The organism is Victivallis sp. Marseille-Q1083 (assembly GCF_903645315.1).
Taxonomy (GTDB): domain Bacteria; phylum Verrucomicrobiota; class Lentisphaeria; order Victivallales; family Victivallaceae; genus UMGS1518.
Genome location: NZ_CAHJXL010000001.1, coordinates 2388549 through 2414316 on the forward strand (window position 1 = coordinate 2388549; position 25768 = coordinate 2414316).

Sequence of the window (25768 nt, forward strand, 5' to 3'; positions counted from 1 at the left end):
CTTGCTGGAGCTCGGAGTGAATTACCTGTCCGAACGTTTGATTGAGGCCGGCAGTCCGCAGGGCGGGCCGGTTCGGATTCAGGTTGGCTTATTGAGTGAGCCAGGCATCCGGAAACGGCTGCCGGATGCTCAAAAGCTGCTCTTGACACTGCCGGGGGAGGGCTATGTCATTCGTCCGACTGGCGATGGCGTTCTGGTGGCCGGCCGGACGCCCCGCGGCGCCTATTACGGTTTGATGACGCTGGCGCAGCTTGTCGATTCGGCAGGCCTTTGGGTGGCTGATATTCTCGACTATCCGGTCTGGAATCGTCGCTATTTCGGCGATTATGATTTCGGCGGCGCCGAGGGGTATCTGGCGTTGTCGCGAAGGAAAATCAACGGCTTCGGGTTACAATGGCGCGATGAATGGCAGAAATTTCAGCCGGAACAATTGCAGAAGCAATGTGCGGCAATGGCCGAGGCGGCCGAAAGCGGCCTGATGGATTTCATGCTGCTGATGCATTTGTATTCTTCCTGGGGAGCTCGGGAACTTCCGCAGTTCTGCCACAGCAATCCGGCGCATGTCGAGCAGTTGATCGCCAAATTGCGCACAATGGCCAGGTGTGGCGTAGGCCATATCATGATTTGCGCTGACGATTGGACTCCGGTGAAAGACGGTAAATATATTCTGCCGACCGAGGAAGATAATCAGGCTTTTCCCGATGCGGCAAGTGCTCATGCCGCACTGATGAACCGGATTGTCGAAGAATTGAAACCGGAATTTCCGGCTCTGGAGTTTTCGCTTTGTCCGCCGCCTTACTCATTGTCACACGGCAACTCGGACCAGCGAATGGCACTGCGGCAGTACTTGACTGAAGTCCATCGTCTGACCGAACCGGAAGTCAGACTGGTCTGGACCGGCCGCCACATTGTATCCGCCTCGGTGGCCCGCGACGATTACAATGAATTTGTCGGCTATCTGCCGGGCCGCCGGTTGTTTCTGTGGGACAACAGCGATTGCATCGAATCGGAATTTCCGCTCTGGCGGACGGTATTCTATCCCGGTTTCGAATCTGACAGCGATGGTTTGATCTTTCTCAATTCCCATGCGCTTGGCGTGGCTGACAAGGCTTCGTTTATCTGGGAAAACAATGACTATTTGTGGAATCCCCGCCGGTATGAACCTGATCGTTCGTTCAAAGCGGCAGTTTCCCAGTTGTACGGCACTGCGGCGGTTGAGCCGTTGACGCAGTTGCGGCATGATGTGATCCAGTTGATGCACAATACGCCGGCGGATGCCAGTGTGCGGCAGGCCGCCCTTGATCGAATCAAAGTGGAACTGGCCGATGTCAAAACGTTGGGATTCTCGCCTTCGCGCCTGATGCGGATTTTGGAGGAAAAAGAGCAGGTATGGCATGCGGAGGTGCCGGAAATTACGATTCCGGTTCTCGAAATCGCCGACTTGCCGGTCGAACCGGATCAATTGTCTGACGATTTCTGGGCGCGCGGTACCCGGTTGCAGCTTCTGCCGAACCATGGCGGTGCCGAGGTGTCCGCCGAATACCGGACGGAAGTGACGCTGCTGATCGCCAACGATTGTCTGTATATGCGTTCAACCCAGGAACAGCCGGCTTTGGATAAAATTCCGGAAGTCGCCTATGTGGAAGCGGCCAATACAATCTGGCATTATCCGGAGATCATTGAGGTTTTCCTGCTGCCGCGTGAAGATGGAGATGCTTACGTGCATATGGGCTTTGATTTTGCCGGCCGCCGGGCCGGGGAATATAAACAAGGTGAAAAATGGCTGCCGGATTGGAAAGTGGCCGTTGAAGGCCGGGAAGACGGCTGGAGTGCCGTACTCCGGGTTCCGTTGTCCGAATTGGAACGCCTTCATCCCGAGGTGCCGTCACCGGATGCGGTTTGGCGTATGAATATCTTCCGGATTCCTTTCCAGGGACCGGTGCAGAGTCTTTCGCCGAGCAACCGTTTCCATGCGACGGAATTGTTTGCCCGTGTGCATTTTTCGAGCGGACAGGAATAGTTGAACAAATCGATTGTCAATCTACATTCTTTTCTGGCCGGCCGGGGCGGTTATCACTACCTGTTTGGCGTCGCCAGCTTGCGGCCCGGTGGAGAATATGGCAATGTGGTAAGGTCCAAGCACAAGCTTGCGCGCATCGGATTGATTGATTTGCCGTCCAACCATTATGAAAGCCGTTCTGCCCTGGTGGTAAAGGTGTTGGCTCCCAATCCCTATTATGTGGCGGGGACGCATTTGACTTTTGAAGATACGCCGGAGATGGAAACGGTGCGTGTCGAGGCGATTGATAAGATTGTTGGCTACATCAAAGCAAAGCGGTTGCAGCCGGTCATGCTGATGGGAGATTTGAATTCTCCGGCCGACGGCAAAGTTGTTGCCCGGTTGCGGGAACACGGTTTTGTCGTTACGAATGACACGGTTCCCGGCGAATTGTCCTGGCCGGCCGACCGGCCTGAGATCCTGCTTGATTACATGGCATGTTATCCGGCGGATCGGGTCAAGATTATAAATCATCGGGTTGTGGATGAGCCACAGGTTTCAGACCACCGCCCGGTATTTTCCACGATTAAATTCAACGAAAAAAAGGAATGATGATGATTGCACTGGTGACATCGGGGGCAAATGATCTGAGCGAAGTGTTGACGCAATCCGGCCTGTGTTGCCGGGCCTTTGCCGCTCCGGAGCAGGCGTTGCGGGAAACTGAAACGGGCGATGCGCTGCTGCTGCTGGCGGACGGCTGGCCGGACCGGCCGACCGTATTGCCGGAGAGCGTCGCCGCCGCCGCCAGGGAAGGGACGCGCCGGGTTTTGATCGAATTCCCCGCGGCTCTGCCCGGCTGTCCGGCGGCGGAAACCCGGGCAATCGAATTTGAGCGCGGCGTCGTTGCCGCCGATTGTTTCGGGCCGGAGTTGGCGGCCGGCCGGATCGTCATGCTGCACGATTGCCGTTTCCGGACCTTTGCGGCAGCCGACCCGGTATTGGTGCTGGCCCGGGTGGCCGGTTTCGATACGGCGGTTTACGGTTTGCCGGAGGAGCGGTTCCCGGTGCTGTATTTCGACCGGGAAAATCAACTCTGGGTGGCGACGGCCAGATTGAGTAGATTCGTCACCTCCCGGTTCGCGCCCGGCGATGCCTGGCCGGTGATCTGGCGCTGGCTGCTGCAGGAACTCAGTGGCGAAACGATTCCGCCGTTGACGGTGATCCCGCAGGTCGCGCCGACCGGTTCGCCGGCGCTGGCAATTGGCGCGGAAGAGGAACGGCGGGCGGCGGGACGGGGGACCGCCTGGGTTGAAAAGGCCCGGCTGTTTATCGGACCGGACTGGTCCGGCCGCTATCCGGTCGGCAGCAACGGTTATCCGGACGGCGTCGATCGCAGCCCGGCTGCCAAAGGGTTCAGTTGCGGCGACGGTTCATTGGGGATGATCGAGGGGGTCAACTCGATGATTTATCATGACGGAACGCAGAATTACCGCTATACGGTGCGTGCCGACTGCATGGGCGAAGCATCGCTGGCGCTGGCGCTTGGCGGCGTGACGGCGGACGTGGAGCGCTGGCGGCGTTTCAGCGCCAATCTCAATGGCTACGTCTTTTTCGACAGTTACTTTGCGCAGCGGCGTCGGGCGGAACCGGACAGCGCCAGCTATGGACTGGTGGCCTGGATGGGCAACGATGTCAACGGCGGCGTTTACTATGGCGACGACAATGCCCGGCTGCTGCTCGGTTCACTGGGGGCGGCGGCACTGCTGCGTGACGGCCGCTGGCTGGAGCCGGCGGTGCGCTGTCTGCTGGCCAATCTGCGGACGACCGGACCGGAGGGCTTCCGGGGCGAGCGGCTTGAGGACGACGATTTGCAGCGGAACGGCTGGCGGCATTATCGCCAATTGTCCCGGACCCATTATGCGCCGCATTTCGAAAGCTGGTTGTGGGCGTGTTATCTGGCCGCCTACGCCGGCAGCGGTTTCCGGCCGCTGCTGGATTGTGCGGAAACCGGCCTCCGGAATATGATGGCCGCCTATCCGGAGCGCTGGAAATGGACCAACGGCATCCAGCAGGAACGGGCGCGCCTGCTGCTGCCGCTGGCTTTTCTGGTGCGGGTGGAGGATACGGCGGAACACCGGAACTGGCTCGCTTTCATGGTCGACGAGCTGCTGCGCCATCAGGACGGCCTCTCCGGGGCGATTCAGGAGCAGGTGGGCGAACCGGGAACCGGCATGTTCGGACCTTGCGCCTCCAATGAAGCGTACGGCAAAACCGAAGCGCCGCTGATCCAGGACAATGCCGACCCGTTGAGCGATCTGTTGTACACGGCCAATTTCGCTTTCATCGGCCTGCATGAAGCGGCCGCGGCGACCGGCGAACTTCGCTGGACGGCGGCGGAAGACAAACTGGCCGCTTTTCTCTGCCGGATTCAGGCGGCATCGCCGGTGCATCCGGATCTGGACGGCGCCTGGTTCCGGGCCTTTGATTTCCGGCGGCACGATTACTGGGCCAGCAACGCGGATACCGGCTGGGGGGCCTGGAGTGTGGAATCGGGTTGGACTCAGGCGTGGATTGCCGCGACCTTGTGGCTGCGGCAGCGGCGGCAGTCATTGTGGGAGTTGTACGGTGCGCTGGAGTGGCGGGAGACGGTGAAACGCTGCGCCGCCGGACTGGAGTTGTTGTAAACCGTCTGTTATATGAAGTGTCCCCCGAAAGTCAGGCAGACTTTCGGGGGACATTTTCTCACCGGCCAGCCGTTCGCGACTGCTCGGCGGCTTGCCTTCAACGTTTCGGAATGGCCGCTTCGATTTCGGCGGCAATCCGGCGGCGGACCTGTTCCAGCCGGACCGGATCGCGCGAGAAATCGGTCATCGAGCGGCTGATCGCTTCGACATGGGGCAATACCGCGTCGCGGCCGCGCAGCCGGGCAAGGATGGCCAGATATTCGTAATCCTCGATGCCGTCGCGCAGGCTGATCATCCGGATGCCGGCGACCGGACCGTCCGGCGTCGGGTAGAGCAGGTTGCCGTCGCCGCTGGCGACGAATCCGGTGGTCTGCCAGTCGAGAAACGGCTGCCAGCGCGCAATCTGCCGGTTGAACGACCAGTCCTGATTCATATGCCAGTAGAGCAGGCCGTCGCTTTCGAATTGCCAGCCCTGCCAGGCGAGCAGCCGCCCCTCGATCAGCGGGTAATCGATCGCGGCGAAATTCGCGTAAGGATAACGCGGATCGTAACAGACGTACCACCAGACCTCTTTGCCTTTCCGTCGCAGCTCGGCGGAATGCTGCGGATCGTAATCCGGCGACAGCGGACAGTAACAGTCGAGCCAGTCCTGGTATTCCGGCCCCTGATTGCGGCACTGCTCGTACAGATAACGCGCCGTCGACAGCGTTTTCAATTCCGAATAACGTTCCTTGACGAACCGGAAGGTCTGCTTGATCACTTCATCGTATTCCGGGCCGCGCTCATCGAAACCGTAGAGATAACCGTCGGCGGCCAGATTGTTCCGCTTCAATTCCCCGACATAATCGTCCAGCCGTTGGGCGATCGACCGATTGAAGTCATCGCCATAGGCGTCGACCGGACTGGTTGCCACCCACAGCGCCTCGCTGCCTTCCTCGATCGGCGTGACCAGATTGGTGACGCAGAAGGCGTTCATGCCGCGTGACCGGGCGTAGAGCAGATCGGTGACCGCCGGCGGTTCGACCCGGGAAATATCATCCGGATTGAGTTTGTAATCCAGCATGATGTCGAGCAGTTTGCGGCGCAGTTCCGGCGTGATCTCCGGCCAGACGCAACGGGTGAAGCCGTCCATCTGGGCAAAGGCGGTCCGCATGGTCGGCCGAACCGGCAGCTCGAACGAATAGACCTGCAGGGTGACCGGGAAAGCGGCGACGGTCTGACCGGCGCTTTTCACTTCGACCGTTCCCCGGTAAAGGCCGGCTGGCTGGTCGGCGGCGGCGTTGAATTCCAGCCAGACGCTTTGCGTATAACCGCCGCGCAGTGTGAAACTATCCTGTGGAATCAACGGTTCCGGCGTCCAGCCCGGCCGCGACGCATGCGGGTCGCCCGGATGGAAGGACGGAGTCGGGCTCCAGAGGTTGGCGCCGAGATAACAGCGGATGGCCGAGGCGGGAAAGCGGGCGCCGTCTTCGGCGACCAGATCACCGGCGATAATTTGCAGATCCAGCGTTTCCCGGCGCGGCAGCCGCAGCGCCAGTTGGGCATTTTCCCGTTCCCGGCGGGCCAGCGCCAGATCGATGACGGTGCCGTCGCCGTCGGTCTTCAATTCGTCCGGATAGAGTCGCCGGGCTGCCGGCACGGTCCAGGCTTCCAGAGCGGCAATGTCGGGTTGAGCTTCGCCCGACGGCGCCGCATAACGAAAAGTCATGGCAGTTTCGCCGTTGAACGTGGTCAGCTCCACTTCTTCCGGCCGGCGGTCATCGGTTGGGTGCCAGTGAAAGAGCACGTCGGTCGGATGCCAGCGGGCCAGCGTCTCCTCTGCCGGCTTGTCCAGCACGGCGATTTCTTCGCCGCCGGCCAGCAGCCGGCAACGCCAGCCGGGCCGGTTGTCACCGAGCTGGGCGCGGATCAGCAAACCGTCCGAACAGGGCTGGTCGGAGCAGACCTGGACGGAATTGGGCAGCAGATTGGCCAATTCCGGCACCGGGTTGCGCGACAGTTTCAGGTCGTCGAACCATACCCTGCCGCCCTGGCCGTCACGGATCAATGCGAACAATTTGATCTGTTTGACCGGCTTGACCGGCTGGAAAAATCCGGCGGCATATTCCCAGTCGTGGGCAGTCGGCCGCCAGTTGGCATAGGCGCCGTAGTGGAAGGTGCCGTCTTCGTAGGCGATGTCCAGTTGCAGTTGGTAAGTGGCGGTGGCGGTCCGTTCGCACCTGCTCCAGCCGCTGAAAAAAATCGGCCGGGTATCGGGCTGTTCGTAATCGACGGTCTGGCAGAGGCCGAGCACCGCCGTCGTATCGCTGGAGGCCAGAAAAGAACGTTTCCCGCCATGGGCGGTGGAATCGTCCACCTTGCCGCCGTCGCCATAGGCGGTCCAGCCGGCCGGGAATCCGGCCGGATCGATGGCTTCAAGGCCTGGGTTGACCAACTGGTTGTCGCCGGTACACGACGATATGGCTGCCGTGAAATTCGTCGAACTTGACAGCAGAAGGCCGGCTATGACAGTTTTAAAAAACATTTCAACACTCCGGAATGATGGCGTCAGCGAACCGGCGTTTCCCGGCCGGTGGCGATATAAAGGCCGCTGGCACCGTTCAACGGGCTCCACAACTTTTCCCACAGCAGCCATTCGGCGGCGACGACCGATTCGGCATGACCATCGATGGCTACCATGTTGGCGCGGTTGTTGTGCCGGCCGGCCACCGCATAGGCGTTCATGCTGGTTCCCTTCAAAGTCGGCCAGCAGCCGGCATCGACGCTCAATAGAATGCTTTCATGCCAGTTTTCCATGCCGGCGGCGACACCTTCGCTTTTCGGATAACTGTCGGCGGCATACATCAGCGAAGACGCCGTACCGAAGGAAGCCAATTCGACGGCTTTGTGCGGCTTGTGCCACCAGTTGCGGCCGCTGAGCTCGTAGGTGGCGACGATGCCGGTGCTGTTGTAGTTGATGCCGTAGCAGCCTTCGTCCTCGTCGAGGATGGTGTCCCAGTCGGTGCCTTTGCCGGCGGCGGCCGGGCAGACGACGCTGCCGGAGCCGTAACCATACTCCTCCTTCAGAATGCCGTAATAGGACCACCAGCCGTTGTCGCGTACCAGATTCGGACTCAATACCCAGTCGTCGTAATCATTCTGATAAAGCGCGTTGGTGGTACCGAGCTGTTTCAGGTTGTTCAGGCATTTGATTGATTGCGCCGTCGCCTTGGCCTTGCCGAGCGCCGGCAGCAGCATGCTGGCGAGAATGGCGATGATGGCGATCACGACCAGCAGTTCGATCAGTGTGAAATTCTTTCGGGACTGATTTTGCATTTTGACATCCTTTCCTATTTTGGATTTGTTCAAATGATATGACAATCAGCTATTCGGCCGGTTGCCGGCGGCAATTCGGGACAGTTCGCTGATATCCAAATATATATTTAGCGAAAATTTGCAAATAAGTCAATGGCCATTTATGTTAAAAACAGTTACTCGTATAGCACGAAAGGATACTGATGCAAAATGTCGGAAACGAGTGCCATCCCGTCTTTGCTCTTCTCCCATGCCGGCATCGGTGCCGGCAAGGCATTTTTCGGCGGCCACAATCATGACGGCACGGAACTGGTCTTTGTTCGCCGGGGACATTGCGAATCGGTTTTCAGCCGGGAGCAGAACAGCCGTGAATCGCTGCGGCTGACCGCCGGCGTGCACGATCTGTACGTCATTCCGCCGCGGCTCTATCACAATCAGATCAACCTGGAGACGACCGAAACGCTCTATCTGGTTTTTCAGGCCAGCCGCGAGTTGTTCGACAGTACGCTGCGGATCATCCATGTGACGGACGAACTGGTGGAAAACTGGCTGGAGTTGATCGTCAGACTGGACGATGAACTGCAGTTTGAACAATGCCGCGGACTGCTCTATGCCTTGCTGAACCGGTTGAAGGAGGCCGAACGGTCACAGCGGGCGGACGACAGGTTTCCGCCGCAATTGAACCGGGCTTTGGCCTTCATTGAACGCAATCTGGCCGACGGCGAACTCTCCCAGAAGGAAATTGCCCGCTCGGCAGTGATCAGCGTCAGTTACCTGAAGAAGTTGTTTCTGCACCGTCTCGGCACCAGTCCGATGACTTATGTTCAGGACCTGCGGATGTATCGCGCCAGACAGTTGCTGCGCAACCGCTATTTGTTCATTTCGGAAGTCGGCGTAAAGTGCGGCTATCCGTCGGCGAATTATTTTTCCCGGGTATTCCGCCGGCATCACAATATTTCCCCGGAGGAGTTTCGCCGTTATCTGGACACCGGGGTGGAACGGGAGGACGATCAGCCGCAACATTTTATTTGATCCGGTGCCGGGCAGGGGTCAGCATTCCGCCTCGCCGGCGGCGGCCGGCGCCGGATTGCCGCCGCACCGCGCCTTCAATTCCCGGAAGAACAGAAACACAAACGGAAGGCAGCAACCGGCCGAAAGGATGTCCGCACAGGTCTGGGTGATCTGCACGCCGGTCAACTGGAAAAAGTGCGGCAGAATGACGATCAGCGGCAGGAAAAAGATTCCCTGCCGGCACAGCGACAGGAACGTCGCCGACGCCGATTTGCCGAGCGATTGAAACAGCATGTTGGTGATGACGACCAACGGCTGCAGCGGCAGGACGAGACATTGGGCCCGGAAGGCGAAGGCGCCGATGGCGACCACCGCCTCGTCGTTACGAAAGAACGCGATGATTTCCGGTGCGAAAAGAAAGGCGACGCTGCCGCCGAGCAGCAAGCCGACCGTGCCGGTTTTGAGACAGAAGAAATAGGCTTCTTTGACCCGCTCATACCGTTTGGCGCCGTAGTTGTAGCCGACCACCGGCTGAAACCCCTGCCCGAAGCCCAGCAGCACCGACAGCAGCAGAAAGAAAATCCGTCCGACGATCGACATGGCGGCGACGGCGGCGTCGCCGTAAACGGCGGCATTGACGTTGAGCGCGACGGTGGCGACGCTGGCCAGGCTTTGGCGGCAGAACGACGGCAGCCCGGTTTTGATGATGTCGAGCTGGGTGGTCCAGTGCCAGGAGATGTGGCGGAAGGAAAGCCTGGTGATGCTCCGTCCGGAAAGAAAGCAGAACAGCAGAATGCCGAAACTGACGCACTGGCTGAGCAGGGTGGCGATGGCGGCGCCGGAAATGCCCCAGCGCAGGACGAAAATGAAAATCGGGTCGAGGGCGATGTTCAGCAAGCCGCCGAGTCCGAGTCCGACCATCGACAGCACCGCTTTGCCTTCCGCCCGCAGGATGTTGTTCATGACGAACGAACAGCACATGGTCGCCGCGCCGAAGAAAATGTAACGCGCATAGGCGCTGGCGAACGGCAGAATGGTGGGGGTGGCGCCCAGCAGGCGCATCAACGGCGCGTTGAACACCAGGCCCGATACGGCCAGTAAAATTCCTGCCGCCGCCGCCATGAAAAAAGCCGTCGAGGCGAAGGCGTCGGCCGCCGGCTTGTCCTGGCGGCCCAGGGCGCGGGACACCAGACTGCCGGAACCCATGCCGAGTGTGAAGCCGATCGACTGAATGATCGCCATGATCGCAAAGACGATGCCGACCGCGCCGGTGGCGCTGGTGCCGAGTTTGGCGACGAAAAAGGTGTCGGCCATATTGTAGACCGCCGAAATCAGCATGCTGAAAATGGTCGGGATCGCCAGAGAGATGACCAGCCGGGGAATCGGCGTTTCGGTCATCCGCTGAAATTGGCGTTGTTCCGCTGCGGTTCGTGCCATGGCTGCCCCTAAAATTTCATCCGGTTGCCGGTCAGGTTCTCATACATGCGGCAGAGGTAGATTTCGAACTGCCGCTGCTCTTCGGCGGAAAAATTCTGCAGTGAAATCGCGTTGACCGCTTCAAAACGTTCGGCCAGTTCCCGATAAATGCGGCGTCCCCTGGCGGTGATGCCGATACCGGCGGCGCGTTTGTCGCCATCGACGTCGTTGCGGACGATCAGCCGGTTTTCCTCCATGTTGTTCAATAACTTGGAAATGGTCGCCGGATCGATGTCGCAGGCGTCGGCCAGCTCTTTCTGCCGGCAGTTGTCGTGCAGCGCCAGAAAATGAAGGATTTTCGGCTGGCCGGGCGACAGGCCGATTTCGAGAATCAAAGGACGAATCCGGTTCTTCTGCGCGTTGAACACCTTTAACACCAGCAGATTGAACGGTATTTTCATGATAGTTGGCTTTCTAATGGTTGCAAAGCTAACTATATCGCCAAAACCTTTTTTGTCAAGTCGATTGGCGTTTTCGTTTGACCGGTCTTTTTTGATTGGGAATTCCCGGAAACAATGGACTGCCGGAAAAAGGCCGACCGGCCCGCTCCCGGCAGGAGCCAGGGAACGAACCGGCATCGGCCGAATTTTTCGGGAGGCTTTCCCGGTTACTGTTTGGTGATTTTGACCATAACCGTCGCGCCGTTGATATCCAGGGCGGTGCCCTGCAGACCGGGGGTCCGGGTCAATTGCACCGCCTGCGTTTCGGTTTTGATGTAAGCGGCGAAGTCGACCGGCGCCCGTTCGAATTCCGGCAGCTCGAAATCGTATTCGACCGCGATGCGGTCGGCCACCGCCAGATTCAGCTCTTTGCGCAGATTCTGGATCCGGCTGACCAGCTCGCGGGCGAATCCTTCGGCTTCCAGTTCCGGCGTCAGTTTGGTTTCCAGCGCGATGGTGATGCCGTCGCCGGTTGCTACCGTCAGGCCGGGTTTTTCCTCGCGCTGAATGACCAGATCGTCACCGGTCAGCAGTACGACCGTGCCGTCCGGCAGCGGCAGCTCGTACAATTTGCCGCGCAGGATTTCACCGATTTGCGACGAAGTCAGCGCCGTGATGGCGGCGGCGGCCGCTTTCATATTCTTGCCCAGCCGGGCGCCGAGCACTTTGAAATTGGCTTTGGCCGAGCGGTGCACCAGTTGTTCTTCATCGTCGCCCAGTTCGATTTTCTTGACGTTGAGCTCCTCGGCGATGATGCCGGTGGTTCCGGCCAGCATGCGCCGGATGGCCGGATCGGCGACGACGATGACGGCGCGCGCCAACGGCTGGCGAACCTTCAAATTGCTCTGCGTCCGCAGGTAGCGGCCAAGCGAGACGGCGGTCATCGTACTGCGCATCTGCTGCTCCAGTTCGACATCCCGCCGCTCGAGGGCAGCGGTCGGAAAATCGCACAGGTGCACCGATTCCGGCATCGACTCGGTCCGCAAATTCCGGTACATCGCTTCGGTGGTGAGCGGAATAAACGGCGCCGCCACTTTGGCGAAGGTGACCAGCACATGATGCAGAGTCGCGTAGGCTTCCTGCTTGTCCGCATCGTTCTGGCTCTTCCAGAAACGGCGGCGGCTACGGCGGATATACCAGTTGGTCAGGTCGTCGACAAATTGGCTGAAACGGTTGGCGGCTTTCTGCAAATTGTAGTGATCCAGTTCGTGCCCGATCTCCTCGACCATCTGCGAAAGAGAACTTAATATCCAGCGGTCGAGCACGTTGGACGGCTGCAGCGGCGGCGCGGCGTCGGCGTTCGGCGCGTAGTGGTCGACATTGGCGTAGGTGACGAAGAAACTGTAGGCGTTCCACATCGGAATCATCACGCCGCGCAGCACTTCCCGGATGCCGCTCTCGGAAAATTTGAGGTCTTCGGCCCGGACCACCTGGCTCCCGAGCATGAACAGCCGCAGGGCGTCGGCGCCGTACTGGTTGACGACCTCCATCGGGTCCGGATAATTTTTCTTGCGCTTCGACATTTTCTGGCCGTCTTCCGCCAGGATCAGGCCGTTGACGACGACATTTTCAAACGGCGGCTGATTGAACAGTGCCGCGCCGAGCACCACCAGCGTATAAAACCAGCCGCGGGTCTGGTCCAATCCCTCGGCGATGAAATCGGCCGGGTAATTGGCTTCGAACCGCTCCTTATTCTCGAACGGATAATGATTCTGGGCATACGGCATCGAACCGCTTTCAAACCAGCAGTCCAGCACCTCCGGTACCCGGGTCAGCGGCGATTTGCCGCTCGGCGACGGAATTTCCAACCGGTCGACGAAATGCTTGTGCAGATCGGTGATTTTCCGGCCGGTCAACCGTTCGAGCTCGGCCACCGAACCGACGCAGATCGCTTCGCCTTCGGCATTGCGCCAGATCGGCAGCGGCGTGCCCCAGTAACGGTTGCGGCTGATCGCCCAGTCGCGGGCATTTTCCAGCCATTTGCCGAAACGGCCGTCTTTGAGATGGGCCGGCACCCAGTTGATCTTCCGGTTGGCATTGATCATCTTTTCCTTGATCCGGTCGATCCGGACGAACCAGGTGGAGACCGCCCGGTAGATCAACGGCACGTCGTCCCGCCAGCAGTGCGGGTAATTGTGCCGGATGGTGCCGCGGTGCACCAGTTTGCCCTCGTCCTTGAGCCGGCGGATGATATCGTTGTCGACCGACTTGACCGGCCGGCCTTCGTAGTCGGGCACTTCGGCGGTGAAGCAGCATTGTTCGTCGACCGGACAGACTTCCGGCATCCGGTACTGTTTGCAGACCGCTGCGTCGTCTTCGCCGAAGCCCGGCGCGGTATGGACGATGCCGGTGCCGTCTTCCGTGCTGACGAAATCGCCGCACATCACCTTGAAAGCGCCCTGGTGTTCCAGCTCGGCAAAGTACGGGAACAACGGTTCATACCGCCGGAATTCCAGCGCCTTGCCTTTGAAGCGTTCGACGATGTTCGGCTGCTCTTTGTAGTAGGCCTTGACCCGCGCTTCCGCCATGATATAGAAGTCGCCGTCGTCCTCGATCCGGACATAATCGATGTCCGGACCGACGACCAGACCCATGTTGCTCGGCAGGGTCCACGGCGTCGTCGTCCAGGCCAGGAAATAGGTGTTGGCGTCGTCGGCGGCCTTGAAACGGATGGTGATTGCCGGGTCGCACACCTCGGCGTAGCCCTGGTTGGCCTCGAAATTGGACAGCGGCGTCGCGCAACGCGGACAATACGGCAGGATTTTGTATCCCTCGTAGATCAGATCCTGATCCCACAGCGACTTGAATACCCACCAGATCGACTCCATGTAGTCGCGGTCCATCGTCCGGTAGCCGTTGCGGAAATCGACCCAGCGGCCCATCCGGGTGACGATCTTTTCCCATTCGGCGGTATACCGCAGCACGATCGACCGGCAGGCTTCGTTGAATTTGTCGATCCCGTAATGTTCGATCTCTTTTTTGCTGCTCAAATGCAGCTCTTTTTCCATTTCATTTTCGACCGGCAGCCCGTGGCAGTCCCAGCCGAAGGTCCGCCGGGCGTATTTGCCGCGCATCGTCTGGTAACGCGGCACGACATCCTTGATGGTGCCGGCCAGCAGATGGCCGTAATGCGGCAGTCCGGTGGCGAACGGCGGGCCGTCGTAAAAGACGAATTCCGGCGCGCCCCGGCGCTGTTCCAGCGATTTTTCAAAAATTTTCCGAGCTTGCCAAAATTCCAGAACTTCACATTCCACGTCCGGAAAGTGAACTTGATTGCTGACTTCCTTAAACATTACTCTTCTTCCGTATGATTGGCGGCGTCCGGTTCGAACGACGCGATATTTTCGTATTTCAGGCGGATGCGCTTGCCGGTATCGGAAACGACGAAGCCGGCCAGGGTATCCTGAATGTTGGTGACGGCATCCATCCGGTATTCCGTCCCGTCCTTCATCACCACCCGGAACGGTCCCTGGCGAATGCCTTCCGCGTCCGGCTCGAGGTTTTCGAAGAAATCGCGGTCGAACAGCACGTCGTCATACATCTCTTCGTCGAAACCGCCGCCGGCATTGGCGTCGTCGTTGCCGAGCGACGCTTCGACTTCGGCGGCGATCGCCTCCTCATCGACATCCTCGCCGCGCCGCTCCCGGCGGGCGACGTCGTTCTGCATCCGGATATTTTTCAACCGGGAGGTCAGGCCGTCCACCAGCGGATTTTCTTCTTCCTGCGCGGCGCGGGTCTGTTCATCGATCTTTTCGATGTGTTCGATGTGCTTGGCCAGTTGAATCGGGTAATAATAAGGCATCACCAGTCCGAGCAGGAAATGCTTGGCCAGCGGATGGTTGGCCAGCTCGGCGACGGTGGCGGCGTAAAAACCGCTGGCCAGCCAGGCTGAAATCAGGATGAAATACAGAATGAGGAAAATAATGGAAATCCACCAGCATGACGTCAACAACAGTTCAAGATATTCGGCCAGGCGCCCGAGGACCCCTTCTGCAAACTCTAAATGTCCCATATTGTTATCCCATCCGTTTTCAACTTGTAATCATTATCTCAAGATGATACTATAAAGCCGTTTCGGTCGTTTTTCGAGCCGAAAAATCATCTTTCCCGCCGCTTTTTTGCAAAATCGGCCCGGGTCGGCCTGGAAACTGCGGCGGCGGGAGGCCGGAATGCCCCTTGGACGGCCTTGTTTCAAGGCGACCGGGGAGGGCGGCGCGGCGGCAGGTAATATTCCAGATCGGGCGCCGGCGGCGGCGCGGCGTCGTAGGCCTGGAAGCAAGCCAGATAGGCGTTGTCATTGTTCGGCGCCAGCAGGTAGGACTGGAAAGCCAGCCGTTGCGCCGTCGCCGGATTGCCGGCGCGCCGGTAGTTGTTGGCCAGTTCGGCCAGTTCGTCGGACCGGCGGGCGGCGCCCGGCGGAATGAATTTGAACAATTTGAAATATCGTTTCAGGCTCTGCAGTTCCGGCGGCAGCTCCAATTCGACGAAGTGCTTCAAATATTTCGGCTCCGCCTCCATCATCGCCGCAGTGGAGGCCGGGTTGATCCGAAGCGAACCGGACATGTAGCGATAGGAGTAGATATGCGGATCCTCCAGCGCCATGCCGGTGGCGAAAATCATCAGCGACACCTGATGGTCCGCACAAAATGCGGCAAACTGCGCCTCCGGCGCGTTGAACAGCAGCTCGATGTAATCTTTGATATTGCCGCGGACTGTCTCCAGCTCGAATTTCGGCTGCACGATAATCCGGGCGCCGCAGTAACCTTTCAACAGCGAGCTGACATCCAGATTGGCCAGAATCACTTGATTCCGGCAGTCGAAGCGGCGTAAATAGGAGATCAGTTGACACAGTTCGCCGATGTCCGGCGGATATTGCCGGCGGCCGCTGAAGCTGGCCGCCCCCTCCCAGTACAGCCCGGCGAGAACGGCGAGAATCAGCAGCGCCCGGCTCCAATGGCGCCGCAGCGTTCGCCAGGCGGCCAGCAGCAGAAACGGCAATGCCGCCGAAAGGAACAACGCGGCGAAGACGTGGAAGCGGACGAAGAAGATGAAGAACAGAAAAGTGACGACGGCCAGCAGCGCCAACGGCAGAAATTGCGGCGCCACCCGGCGCAGTTGGCGGCGGCCGCGCCGCCAGCCGGCGAGGAGGATGGTCAGCAGGACGCCGCCGAACAGGATGCCGGGGAAAAAGGTCCGGACGATACTCCAGGTCGCCGAATGCAGTTCCGGGGTCCACAGAAAACGCTGGTCGAAATTGAGCAGCGCCGGATCAGCCGGTTTGACGTTGTGGAATTTGAGTTTGGCCCAGGCCAGGTCCTGGAAATGGCGGTAACTGCCGCCGAATTCGGAGTGCTGCGACAGCCCGTACCAGATGGCGACGGTTGCCGCTACCGCCAACAGGATTGCCGCGGCCCGCCGCCGGTAGCCGCCGGGCCGCCACGGCAGCAGGTTGGCCAGAATCGCCACCGGATAAATGCCGAGTATCACCGGCGACAGCAGGAAACCGTGGGCGATGTTGTACGGCATGAACAACGCGGCGTTGACCATGCCGATTTCCGACACCAGCAGCATATTGCGCCGCCGAGCACTCGGAATGCCGCCGAGGAGGAGGCGCGCCACTTCGGCGACGCCCCACAAGCCGAGCAGGAATTGGCCGGCATCCCACAATGATACCGCCAGAAAAGCGAGGATCGCCGCCAGGATCGGATAACCGGAACGTTGCCGCCGGCTGCCGGCGGCCATCACCGCGAACCAGCCGACGATGACCGGCATTGCAAACGGTCCCTGCAGCAGGTCCTGGCCGGTGTAGCGGGCGACTGCCGCCGGCGCGACAATGTTGACCAGGGCGCCGGTCAGCGCCCAGGGCCAGGGACAGCGGCAGGCCAGCAGCCACAAAAAAATCAGACCGGGAATCAGCGCGATCCAGCCGAGCAGGCAGCAGCGCATGAAGGCGGTTTCCGCCGGATTGTCTTCAAAGGCGGTCTCCGCCGGCGGCGGATTGCCGGCCAGCCAGCGGCGCAGTTTGACTGCGTAGCCGAGCGTATATTCCAGCCCCAGCGACATCTGTTCTGAAACCTGGTAGCGTTCGGCGCCGACCAGTTGCGGATCGTAACCGGCGATCGGTTTGCCGTCGGCAACCTGATTGATGTAGGAATACATGATGGCGCTTTCGACCAGAAACGGCGTCGCCAGGCCGCCGGCCGCCCGGTTCAGTTTGGCCATATCCTGCCGGGCGATCAGGCCGCGAAAGCAGAAGGTCGCCGCAAAGCAGAACAGAAAAAGCAGCGCGGTGAACCCGAAACGCCAGCGCCGGCATGGAGAACGAAAAATTTGAAGCATGATCTTATTCCCTGCCGGCATGTTCAATGCTGCCGGCGCAGATGCGTCGGCAGGATGCCGAGTTCTTCGCGATATTTGGCGACGGTGCGGCGGGCGACGTTGACGCCGGCGGCTTTGAGCTGCTGGGACAGTTTGTCGTCGCTCAACGGTTTTTCCGGATTTTCCGCCTCGACCAGCGCGCGGATTTTTTCCTTGATGCTCCGGGAGGAGACATCCTCGCCTTCCGCGTTGCGGTAGCCGCCGGAAAAGAAGAATTTGAACTCGAAGATGCCGTAAGGCGTCTTCAGATATTTGTTGGCGATCGCCCGGGAAATGGTCGTCTCATGCAAATCAAGTCGGTCGGCGACCTGCTGCATGGTCAACGGCCGCAGGCAGTCGATGCCGCGGGTGAAGAAATCGTGCTGTTCGACCGCCAGCGTTTCGGCGATCCGCCGCAACGTGCTCTGGCGGTGCTCCAGATTTTTCAGCAGGTTCTGGGCCGACAGCAGCTTTTCTTTCAGATACGCCCGGGTTTCCGGCGGCGTTTCCGGATTCTCCAGCATCTCCAGATAGGTTTTGGAAAATCGCAGTTTCGGCAGGTAGTAATCGTGCCCGTGCACCACCGGCTTGCCGTGTTCCAGGGCGATTTCCAGCTCCGGCACGACGAACACCGGATAATCGGGCGCCAGCGCCTGGCCCGGATGCGGGTCCAGCTCCTTGAGAATTTCCAGCAATGCCTTCAATTCATCCAGCGAAATGTTCATCGCTTTGGCGGTTTGCGGCAGTTTGTTGCGGGCGATGTCGTCCAGATGGTGTTCGATCAGCGTGTCCAGCCGCGGATTGTCGATATGGCGCCGGCGCAACTGCAGTTGCAGGCATTCGGCCAGCGTGCGGGCGCCGATGCCGGGCGGATCAAAACTCTGCAGGAGTTCGATCGCCCGGTCGACGGTGGCGAGATCGCAGCCGGCGGCCATCGCAATGTCGGCCGGATGAGTGACCAGATAACCGTTGTCGTCGACGCTGCCGATCGCCAGCTCCGCCGCCCGCAGCAGCGGACCGGAGGCGTCGCTCAGATGGAGCTGCTCCAGCAATTGATCCTGCAGCGACGGCTGCTCGACGAGCGAATTGAGCCAGTAATCGTGCTGCTGCTGTTCTTGCTCCCGGTCGTGATTGACGCTGTCGTAGGTCGGCAGTTCATCCTTCCACTCTTCCGCCAGCTGGGTGCCGGAGAAATCATCATCTCCTTCGCCGGCCTGCCGGTCGGCGTGACGGATGTCCGCCTCGGTGGCCACCGACAGAGGATCGCCGGAGAGTTCTTCGATCGGATTTTTTTCCGCTTCGACCAGCGGATTCTGTTCCAGTTCGTTTGCCACCAGTTCCTGCAGTTCCAGCATCGGGGCGATCAGAAATTCCAGCGACTGCATCTGTTGCGGGGACAGCGTCTGTTCCTGACGCAAAGACTGTTGTTGGGTCAACTGATTGCCGGCCATAAAAAATCCTGTTATTCTGCCGCGTTGCGCGGAATCCATGGTTTATTCTCAAAAACGGGTTGCAATTTACCCTTTTAGAATTTAAATTTGAATGAGTTTTTTTCCAGTCATAAAGCTGGATTTTGAGAAAAATAATATCGAAAGCCAATTTCACCGAAGACTATGAGCGAATCCTCGAATACGGCGGCGATCACCGCATTGGGCAGCGGCAGCCGCGGCAACGCTTTTGTCGTTCAGTACGGCAAAACCGCGATCATGATCGACGGCGGCTTCTCCGCCAGGGAGCTGCTGCGCCGTCTGGAACTTCTCGGCATCGACCCGGCCATCATCCGGGCGATGCTGCTGACCCACGATCACGATGACCATGTGCGCGGCTGCCGGGTGTTTTGCGACAAACTGAACATCCCGCTGTGCGTGTCCGGCCGGACGGCGGAATACCTGCGGCCGCGCCGCAAACTGCCGGAAAAGGTGCTGGAATTCGCTCCCGGAGAGACATTCAAGCTCGACGCCTTTCAGGTGCTGCCGTTTCAGGTGCGGCACGATGCCATCGATCCGGTCGGTTTCCGGCTGCATTGCGGCGGTTTTCACATCGGCATCGCCACCGACATCGGCCTTTTGACGCTCCTGGCGCAACAGCGGCTCCACGATTGCGATGCGTTGGTGCTGGAAAGCAACTATGACCAGCAGATGCTGCTCAATTCCCAGCGCAGCATCAGCTTGAAACGCCGGATCATGGGGCGCAACGGCCATATGAACAATGTCGACGCGGTGGCGGCGCTGGAACAATTGCTGACCCATCGGACCAAGGTGCTGTTTCTCACCCACGTCAGCAGCGAATGCAACCGTTATTCGCTGGTACGCGAGCTGGGCGCCGCCAAACTCCGGGAATTGTGCCGGGAGGATATTCACTTTTCGGTGATCGAACAGGATACGCCGCAGCCGCCGGTGACGCTTGCCGCCGCCGTTCCGGAGAAAAAGCCCGGGAAAAGAACGCCGCCGGTGACCGTTGTTCGGGATCCCGTGCAACTGGATTTGTTCGACCCTCCGGCCGTACGGGTGGCCAAGTGATCGACGAGCGTCTGCTGCAGGTGCCGCCGTTGAAAATGGATTGCCCGAATTGCCGGCAGCGGCTGGATTTGTCGGATTTGCCGCCGGAGGCCGTGGTGCGCTGTCCGAATTGCCGGCAGCGTTTGACGGTGCCGCGCCAATTTGCCGTCTACCAGCTTTTTGAATTGCTTCAGCAAAGTGACCGGGCCTCCGTTTATCAGGCTTATGATCCGGCTTTGGACCGGCCGCTGGCGATTAAGATTCTTCATCCCTACAAAGATCCGGCGCTGGTGGTGCTGCAGCGGGAGATCTTTTACTATGCCGGCCAGATTTCCGCCTGGTTGAATCAGCCGGCCGTCGCCCGGGTTTACAGCGTCGGCGAAGAAGCCGGCCTGCCGTTTCAGGTGATGGAGCTGTTGACCGCCCGGACGCTTGCCGAGCTCGGCCGGCAGGGAAGCCGTTATGATCTGGAATTGCTGCTGCGCAACCTGGTCAGTTTGGCCGACGCGCTGGGGGCGGCCGCCGTTTCCGGCGTCGGACACCATGAATTGTGGCCGGGAAATTTGTTGCTGGATGCGGATGGTCTGGTGCGTATCCTCAATTTCCGGCCGCCGCCGGACCCGCTGGCCGAACCGGTCATTCCATCGGAAAGCTGTCCGTTCATCCGCTATTTGAGCCCGGAGCGCCTGACCATCGGCGAAGAGAGTGTCGCTTCCGATGTTTACAGCCTGGGGGTGATTGCCTATGAATTGCTCAGCGGGGTTCATCCGTTCGAATTGTGCGATCTCGGTGAAATGATCGACAGCCAGTACCGGAATTCCTTTGTGTCGCTGGCCCGCCGCGAGCCGTCGCTGGATGCGGCGACGGCGGATTTGATCGACCGGATGATCAATGGCGAGGTCGGCGGCCGGCCGGAATATCCGGAAATTCAGGTCACTTTTCAAACTGCCCTGGAGCGGGTGATCGAAGCGCGCAATGCGACTGGTTTGTTCGCCCGGTTGCGGAAATACCTGCCGAGCCTGGAAACGACCGGCTCGTAATACCTTTTCCGTTATTCTCTTTCAAAACAGAGTTTGAACCGCAGTTCGGCGCGGTCGAACGTCCGGCCTGCGGTCCGCCTGTACCCGGCGGGCGGATTCCGCCGGGTGCTCCGTTCCTGCCGGGTATTGTTCCGGATCGGCAGATAAAAAAATCCCGGCAAATCTGCCGGGACTTTCGATTTTATCAGATGCGGAACAGAGGTGATTACAATTGACGCTCTTTTTTCCTTTTCAGGCCGAACGCGCCGAGTCCGGCGCCGCCGAGCAACAGCGTGGCCACTACACCGGGAAGCGGCTCGCCAACCGATACTTTGAAGACGTAGTCGGCATTCGCCAAATCATTCGGGCCGAAGTAGTTGTCCATTGAGAAGCCAACCAGCCAGCTGCCGTCCGCCGCCACCTGCTGACCGACGTAAGTACCGTTGACGCCATTGATGCCCGGGGTCGAATATTTCTTGACGCCGTCGGCTTCCACCCAGAAACCGACGTTTTCGCCCTGGCCGATCTTGGCGATATCGCCGCTCACCGGATCTCTGAAGACAAAACTGCCGTCCTGCATCGCCAGCGCTTTATATTCACTGCCGATCTGGTTATTGCTGTCGATCGTGTACATGCCGAATGTAACCGCGGAAGTGGTGTTCGGCGCCTTGACCATCGAAAAAGTAACCATCGCCTCACGATTGAAATGCAGGGTGTTCTGCAGCGGCGAAGTGGTGACGATCGCCGTGGCGGCGGTGTTTTTGCTGCTGGAACTGACCGTGTCGTACTGGAACGCCGCGAAAGTCGGGAGCGCCAGCATCAACGCCAACAAAGCAGTTACGAATTTGCTCATTTTGTTAACCTCAAAGTTTCCGTGTTTTATTGCTTGCCAGGTTGCTCTGTACCATAAAATATCCTTGCTTTCCCGTAATGCAAGGAGAGAAAATATATTTTTATCTTTTTTTTGTTGAAAAATAGAAGACGTTTCAAGTAAGCAGGTTGTTCCATTTTAAACCGGACCTTCTCCAGAGGTGTTCCGGCCGGCCGGAGCACCTTGGCGCGAAAGGGAAAATGACGCCCGGGCTAGATAGCAAAAATGGTTTACTCCGAACAACTCGACGCGGGGAAAATGCCGGCAGACTTGCCTGGAGTCGACCGAATCCGGCCGGAGAAAAATGAAAAAAGTCTCTCGTCCGGTCCGGGTGGGATCTGACGAGAGACTTTTACGGCGGCCAAGAAATCAACTGAAAATGGTTTGTCCGGTCAGGCCGTCGAGCAGGGCGCTGCCCGGTTCGAGTTTGCGGACCTTCTCCAGCGGCTGATAACGCCGGTAGAGCGGCAGGTACTTCCGCAGAGCCTGCCGGGAGCGGAGAAGCAGTTCGGATTCGACATCCGCTTCAAATGATGTAGGTTGTTCGCCGCGCGTCCAGGCCGCTTCGAATTGATACAATTTTTCATAGAAGGCGTTGGCTTTCAAGGCCGGCCGGTTGTTGTCGAGCACGAGGTCGGTTTCGTCGTATTTTTCATTGCGGGCCAGTTTGCCGCGCAGGAAGTCGATGAACATTTCCCAGCGCACCAGGTAATAGTCCTTCAGCAGTCCGTGCCATTCGCGGCAGCAGTAGTCGAACAGCGGCTGCGGCTCGTCGACCGGCCCCCACAACGTCAGCTGCATCCGGACGTTGTATTCATAAAGTGCTTTTTCCGCCGGTTCTTCGGCGCAGGCGGCGGCTTCCTGCAGGAACTTGTCCATCCGGAACAACGGATGGGTGGCCAACAGGGCGTCGCAGTCGCGCATCAGCGTCAGAAATTCTTCGCTGCGCGCCTCGAAATTGGCCTGATCGTTGGCCTTGAACGCTTCGGCCGCATCGTGCCAGATGAATTTGCCGAGCGCCACCAGCGCCTGGCGGCCGAGCGTCAGGACGTCGAAACGGTAGCCGGCGTTGCCGCCAAGCTCGTCGGCGGCTTGCAGCAGCAATTCCCACGGCGGGAAGAACTGGCCGGGCTGGTCGGTGTCCAGGTTGAAACCGATCCAGGCGTTGGCCGCCTTGACATCAAGCCGGGGCCGGGCGGAAAATACGCCATCGGTCCGCCGATTGCAGTAAACGGTTTGCAGCATGATCTGCCAGGCTTGCCATGCCGGCTCCGGCAGCGCGCCGTAACGGCGTTTGACGTAAGCCTGCAGCCACGGCAGCAATTCGATTTTCTCCTGCCGCAAAGTGGTTTCGAACATCAGCTCGAAGATGACCGGATTGTTTTCGATGCTCTCCGGAAAGGCGCCGCCGCCGACCAGATTGCCGTATTTCTGCCGCAGCCGGTGGAAGGTTTCCGGAATATAGGCGAGGTTGCCGCCGATTTCCGTCTGGCCGCCGAAACTGTGAATGATGCCCCAGGCGACCGGCGCGCCGAACATGCCGCCGGTTGCCTCCAGCCGTTCCTTGCCCATATCGAGAAGCAGCAGCCGTTCGGCCGGCACCGCCTGGATGATCGGTCCCCGTTCGCTCCAGGCCTGCATGACCCAGACCGCCTCCGGATCGGCCCGGCGCATCTGTTCGTAGACGAATTTGCCGCAATGGCTCAGGTAGGTTTCGCTCTCGTCCGGGGCGGCCTGCTCGTGGAACAGGTCCAGGCTGTAATAGTGATCGGTTCCGAATGCTTCGATCAGTTCCGCGATAAAAATGCCGGTCAGTTCCGCATAGGCCGGATCGGTCGGTTCCAGCAGATTGACGCCGGGGAAATTGCACCAGCCCATGCCGGGATGGACCGTGGCCTCGGGATGCAGCTCTTCCCAGCGCGGCGGAATCTGGCCGGAAAAGAGCGGCAGAATCGGTTTCATGCCCCAGGCGCGTTCCGCCTCGATGATGCGTCGGCCGAGCTCACGGTGGGTTTCAATCCAATGCAGCGGCAGCGGTCCGCAATGCGAGTGCATATTGTTCATCCACTGCCACGGCAGAAACGCCGGGCCGGACAGAAAGGCGCGCACTTCGGCATCGGTCAGGCCGGCGCGCAGGAAGGTGCGGTACCAGACCGCTTCGATGCCGGTGACGGCCAGCGGCATGTTCAGGCCGTTGAGCGCCATGAAGTCGATCTCGTCCTCCCAGCGTTCCCAATTCCAGAAGGCGGCGGTGTAGCCGAAGGTGCAGTAATTCAAATAAGGGCGCACCGCCAGCGGCAGCGTCATCGAGAATTCCCGTTCCAGCGCCGGCGGCGTGTCCGGCAAATCCAACTGGCAGCCGCACCAGGAGATATGGGCATTGCAGAAATATTTCAGAAACCAGTTGAATCCGACGGCCAGCGCGATCGGCGTATTGCCAGTGATCTGCAGCCGTCCCGGCTGCGGGGTGGACAGTTTGAAGCATTCGGTCTGTCCGTCCGGCTGGAGCCGGGGATCGATCAAGGTTGACCAGCGGGGGGCATATTTGTTGACCAGGCGGATAAAGGGTGTCGTATTCATCGTTTTCCTTAAAAGCTTGAAATTGCTGGAATGTCTGAGCGTTTCCAATCGTAAATTCTTATTTTGCCAACATGCGGCGCCGGACTGCCGACCCGGCTCGCGCGCCGCCGACCGGAATCATTCGGCAGACCTCTACTATAGAGCATTTTCCGCCGCCATTCAAACGGCGGAAAATGAAAAGCGCTTGCATTTGCCGGAAGCACCGCTATAATAGCCTCAAAAAAAATTTACCGGAAGCGGGGCACGATGCAGAGTTTGAAAATTGAAGGCGGCGCGCCGATCGGCGGCGAGGTGGTCATCAGCGGCAATAAGAATGCCGCGCTGCCGATGATTGCGGCGGCGTTATTGACCGAAGAGGAAGTTGTTTTGCACAATATGCCGGATATTCTGGATGTCCGGGCGATGCTGTCGGTCGCCGAATTGCTCGGCGCCGATGTTTCATTTGAGCGCAACACGGCGCGGATCCGGTCCGGCCGGCTGCGCGGCAATGAAGTGCCGCGTTCATGGTGTTCAAAGATGCGGACTTCCATCCTGTTTGCCGCTCCGCTGACGGTTCGGACCGGCGGGGCGACGCTCTATCCGCCGGGCGGGGACATCATCGGCCGGCGCCGGCTGGACGGCCATTTTTACGGGGTGGAATCGCTGGGGGGGACGATCGAATGCGACGACGCCTATTGCTTTCAGGCGGCGAAGCGCCTGCGGGGCCGGGAGCTTTTCCTGGATGAAGCGAGCGTTACGGCGACGGAGCAGATTCTGATGGCGGCGGTGCTGGCGGACGGTGTGACCGTGCTGCGCAATGCCGCCAGCGAACCGCATGTCACCGATCTGGCTGAACTGCTCAACACGATGGGCGCGAAAATTTCCGGTCTCGGCAGCAATACGTTGACCATTGAGGGGGTGGAATCGCTGCACGGGGTGGAGTACACGGTCGGCGGCGACCATATCGAGGCCGGCAGTTTTCTGGCGATGGGAGCGGCCTGCGGCGGCGAACTGACGATCCGGGGTACGACGCCGCGGCATTACTGGATGATGCGGCGGGTGTTCGAACGGTTGGGGATTCAGCTCAAATTGCTGCCGGACGCCATCTTCCTGCCGGGCGGGCAGGAACCGGGGATCAAGCAGGATTTCGGCGGCCATATTCCGGTGATTGCCGACGGGCCGTGGCCGCAGTTCCCGTCGGATATGATGAGCTGCGCGATCGTTGCGGCGACGCAAAGCCGGGGAACGGTGATGTTCTTCGAGAAAATGTTCGAGAGCCGGATTTATTTCGTTGACCGCTTGATCAGCATGGGGGCCAACGCGATCGTCTGCGACCCGCATCGGGCGGTGATTACCGGGCCGGTCAATTTGCGCGGGACGGTGCTTTCCAGCCCGGATATCCGGGCCGGCATGGCATTGCTGATTGCGGCGATGTGCGCCTCGGGCCAGAGCGTCATCAATTCCAGTGAAATCATTTTCCGCGGTTATGAGAATATCGTTGAAAAAATTCAACGGGTCGGCGGGAAGGTGACCTCGGCGCCCGGCGGCTATTGACGCCGG

Annotated in this window: 17 protein-coding genes; 7 read left to right on the forward strand and 10 right to left on the reverse strand. The window is 59.5% G+C overall.

Annotated features, from left to right (window positions below; all coding sequences use genetic code 11):
• The first annotated feature begins 16 nt into the window (after positions 1-16).
• Genes HWX74_RS09795 through HWX74_RS09805 form a run of 3 tightly spaced genes read left to right on the forward strand, consistent with a single transcriptional unit; the run spans position 17 to position 4683 of the window.
• Positions 17-2020: a beta-N-acetylglucosaminidase domain-containing protein gene (locus HWX74_RS09795; RefSeq protein ID WP_217704919.1), complete on the forward strand. Its 2004-nt coding sequence runs from the start codon at positions 17-19 to the stop codon at positions 2018-2020.
• Positions 2021-2611, forward strand: coding sequence for an endonuclease/exonuclease/phosphatase family protein (locus HWX74_RS09800; protein ID WP_176013364.1), 591 nt, complete (start codon positions 2021-2023; stop codon positions 2609-2611).
• Positions 2608-4683, forward strand: a complete 2076-nt coding sequence (locus HWX74_RS09805) for a hypothetical protein (RefSeq protein WP_176013365.1) — start codon at positions 2608-2610, stop codon at positions 4681-4683. The genes HWX74_RS09800 and HWX74_RS09805 overlap by 4 nt, the downstream gene beginning before the upstream one ends.
• A gap of 97 nt (positions 4684-4780) precedes the next feature.
• Here the strand turns inward: HWX74_RS09805 and HWX74_RS09810 are convergent, their stop codons facing one another.
• The gene (locus HWX74_RS09810; protein WP_176013366.1) at positions 4781-7207 is read right to left on the reverse strand and encodes a glycoside hydrolase domain-containing protein; all 2427 of its coding nucleotides are present in this window, start codon (positions 7205-7207) and stop codon (positions 4781-4783) included.
• Positions 7208-7230: 23 nt separating this feature from the next.
• Entirely contained in the window at positions 7231-7998 is a 768-nt protein-coding gene (locus HWX74_RS09815; protein ID WP_176013367.1) for a type II secretion system protein, read from the reverse strand.
• Positions 7999-8187: 189 nt separating this feature from the next.
• On the opposite strand from HWX74_RS09815, the gene HWX74_RS09820 reads away from it, so the two are divergent.
• Complete coding sequence (locus tag HWX74_RS09820; protein WP_176013368.1) at positions 8188-9009, forward strand: AraC family transcriptional regulator; 822 nt, start codon at positions 8188-8190, stop codon at positions 9007-9009.
• An 18-nt stretch (positions 9010-9027) separates the two neighbouring features.
• On the opposite strand, the gene HWX74_RS09825 is transcribed toward HWX74_RS09820, so the two are convergent.
• From HWX74_RS09825 to rpoN, 6 genes are all read right to left on the reverse strand, one after another.
• Positions 9028-10425, reverse strand: coding sequence for an MATE family efflux transporter (locus HWX74_RS09825; protein WP_176013369.1), 1398 nt, complete (start codon positions 10423-10425; stop codon positions 9028-9030).
• 8 nt (positions 10426-10433) lie between these two features.
• A complete protein-coding gene (locus HWX74_RS09830; RefSeq protein WP_176013370.1) occupies positions 10434-10865 on the reverse strand; it encodes a MarR family winged helix-turn-helix transcriptional regulator in 432 nt (143 codons plus the stop codon).
• A gap of 206 nt (positions 10866-11071) precedes the next feature.
• Positions 11072-14197 (reverse strand): isoleucine--tRNA ligase, encoded by a 3126-nt coding sequence (ileS, locus tag HWX74_RS09835; RefSeq protein WP_176013371.1) that lies wholly within the window; start codon positions 14195-14197, stop codon positions 11072-11074.
• Complete coding sequence (locus tag HWX74_RS09840) at positions 14197-14916, reverse strand: hypothetical protein (protein ID WP_176013372.1); 720 nt, start codon at positions 14914-14916, stop codon at positions 14197-14199. Before HWX74_RS09840 ends, ileS begins: the two co-directional genes overlap by 1 nt.
• 179 nt (positions 14917-15095) lie before the next feature.
• A complete protein-coding gene (locus tag HWX74_RS09845) occupies positions 15096-17243 on the reverse strand; it encodes a hypothetical protein (RefSeq protein ID WP_176013373.1) in 2148 nt (715 codons plus the stop codon).
• A gap of 23 nt (positions 17244-17266) precedes the next feature.
• Positions 17267-18712 carry an RNA polymerase factor sigma-54 gene (gene rpoN, locus HWX74_RS09850; RefSeq protein ID WP_176013374.1) on the reverse strand — a complete coding sequence of 482 codons (1446 nt, stop codon included), beginning with the start codon at positions 18710-18712 and terminating at the stop codon, positions 17267-17269.
• Between the two features lie 162 nt (positions 18713-18874).
• On the opposite strand from rpoN, the gene HWX74_RS09855 reads away from it, so the two are divergent.
• Both HWX74_RS09855 and HWX74_RS09860 read left to right on the forward strand, forming a co-directional pair.
• A complete protein-coding gene (locus HWX74_RS09855; RefSeq protein WP_176013375.1) occupies positions 18875-19780 on the forward strand; it encodes an MBL fold metallo-hydrolase in 906 nt (301 codons plus the stop codon).
• Positions 19777-20799, forward strand: coding sequence for a protein kinase (locus tag HWX74_RS09860; protein WP_176013376.1), 1023 nt, complete (start codon positions 19777-19779; stop codon positions 20797-20799). The genes HWX74_RS09855 and HWX74_RS09860 overlap by 4 nt, the downstream gene beginning before the upstream one ends.
• Before the next feature lie 205 nt (positions 20800-21004).
• On the opposite strand, the gene HWX74_RS09865 is transcribed toward HWX74_RS09860, so the two are convergent.
• Positions 21005-21631: a hypothetical protein gene (locus tag HWX74_RS09865; RefSeq protein WP_176013377.1), complete on the reverse strand. Its 627-nt coding sequence runs from the start codon at positions 21629-21631 to the stop codon at positions 21005-21007.
• 387 nt (positions 21632-22018) lie between these two features.
• A complete protein-coding gene (locus tag HWX74_RS09870; RefSeq protein WP_176013378.1) occupies positions 22019-24229 on the reverse strand; it encodes an alpha-N-acetylglucosaminidase in 2211 nt (736 codons plus the stop codon).
• Positions 24230-24475: 246 nt separating this feature from the next.
• Between HWX74_RS09870 and murA the strand changes: the two genes are divergently transcribed.
• On the forward strand, positions 24476-25762 hold the full coding sequence (murA, locus tag HWX74_RS09875; protein WP_176013379.1) for a UDP-N-acetylglucosamine 1-carboxyvinyltransferase: 1287 nt from the start codon (positions 24476-24478) through the stop codon (positions 25760-25762).
• The last annotated feature ends 6 nt before the right edge of the window (positions 25763-25768 follow it).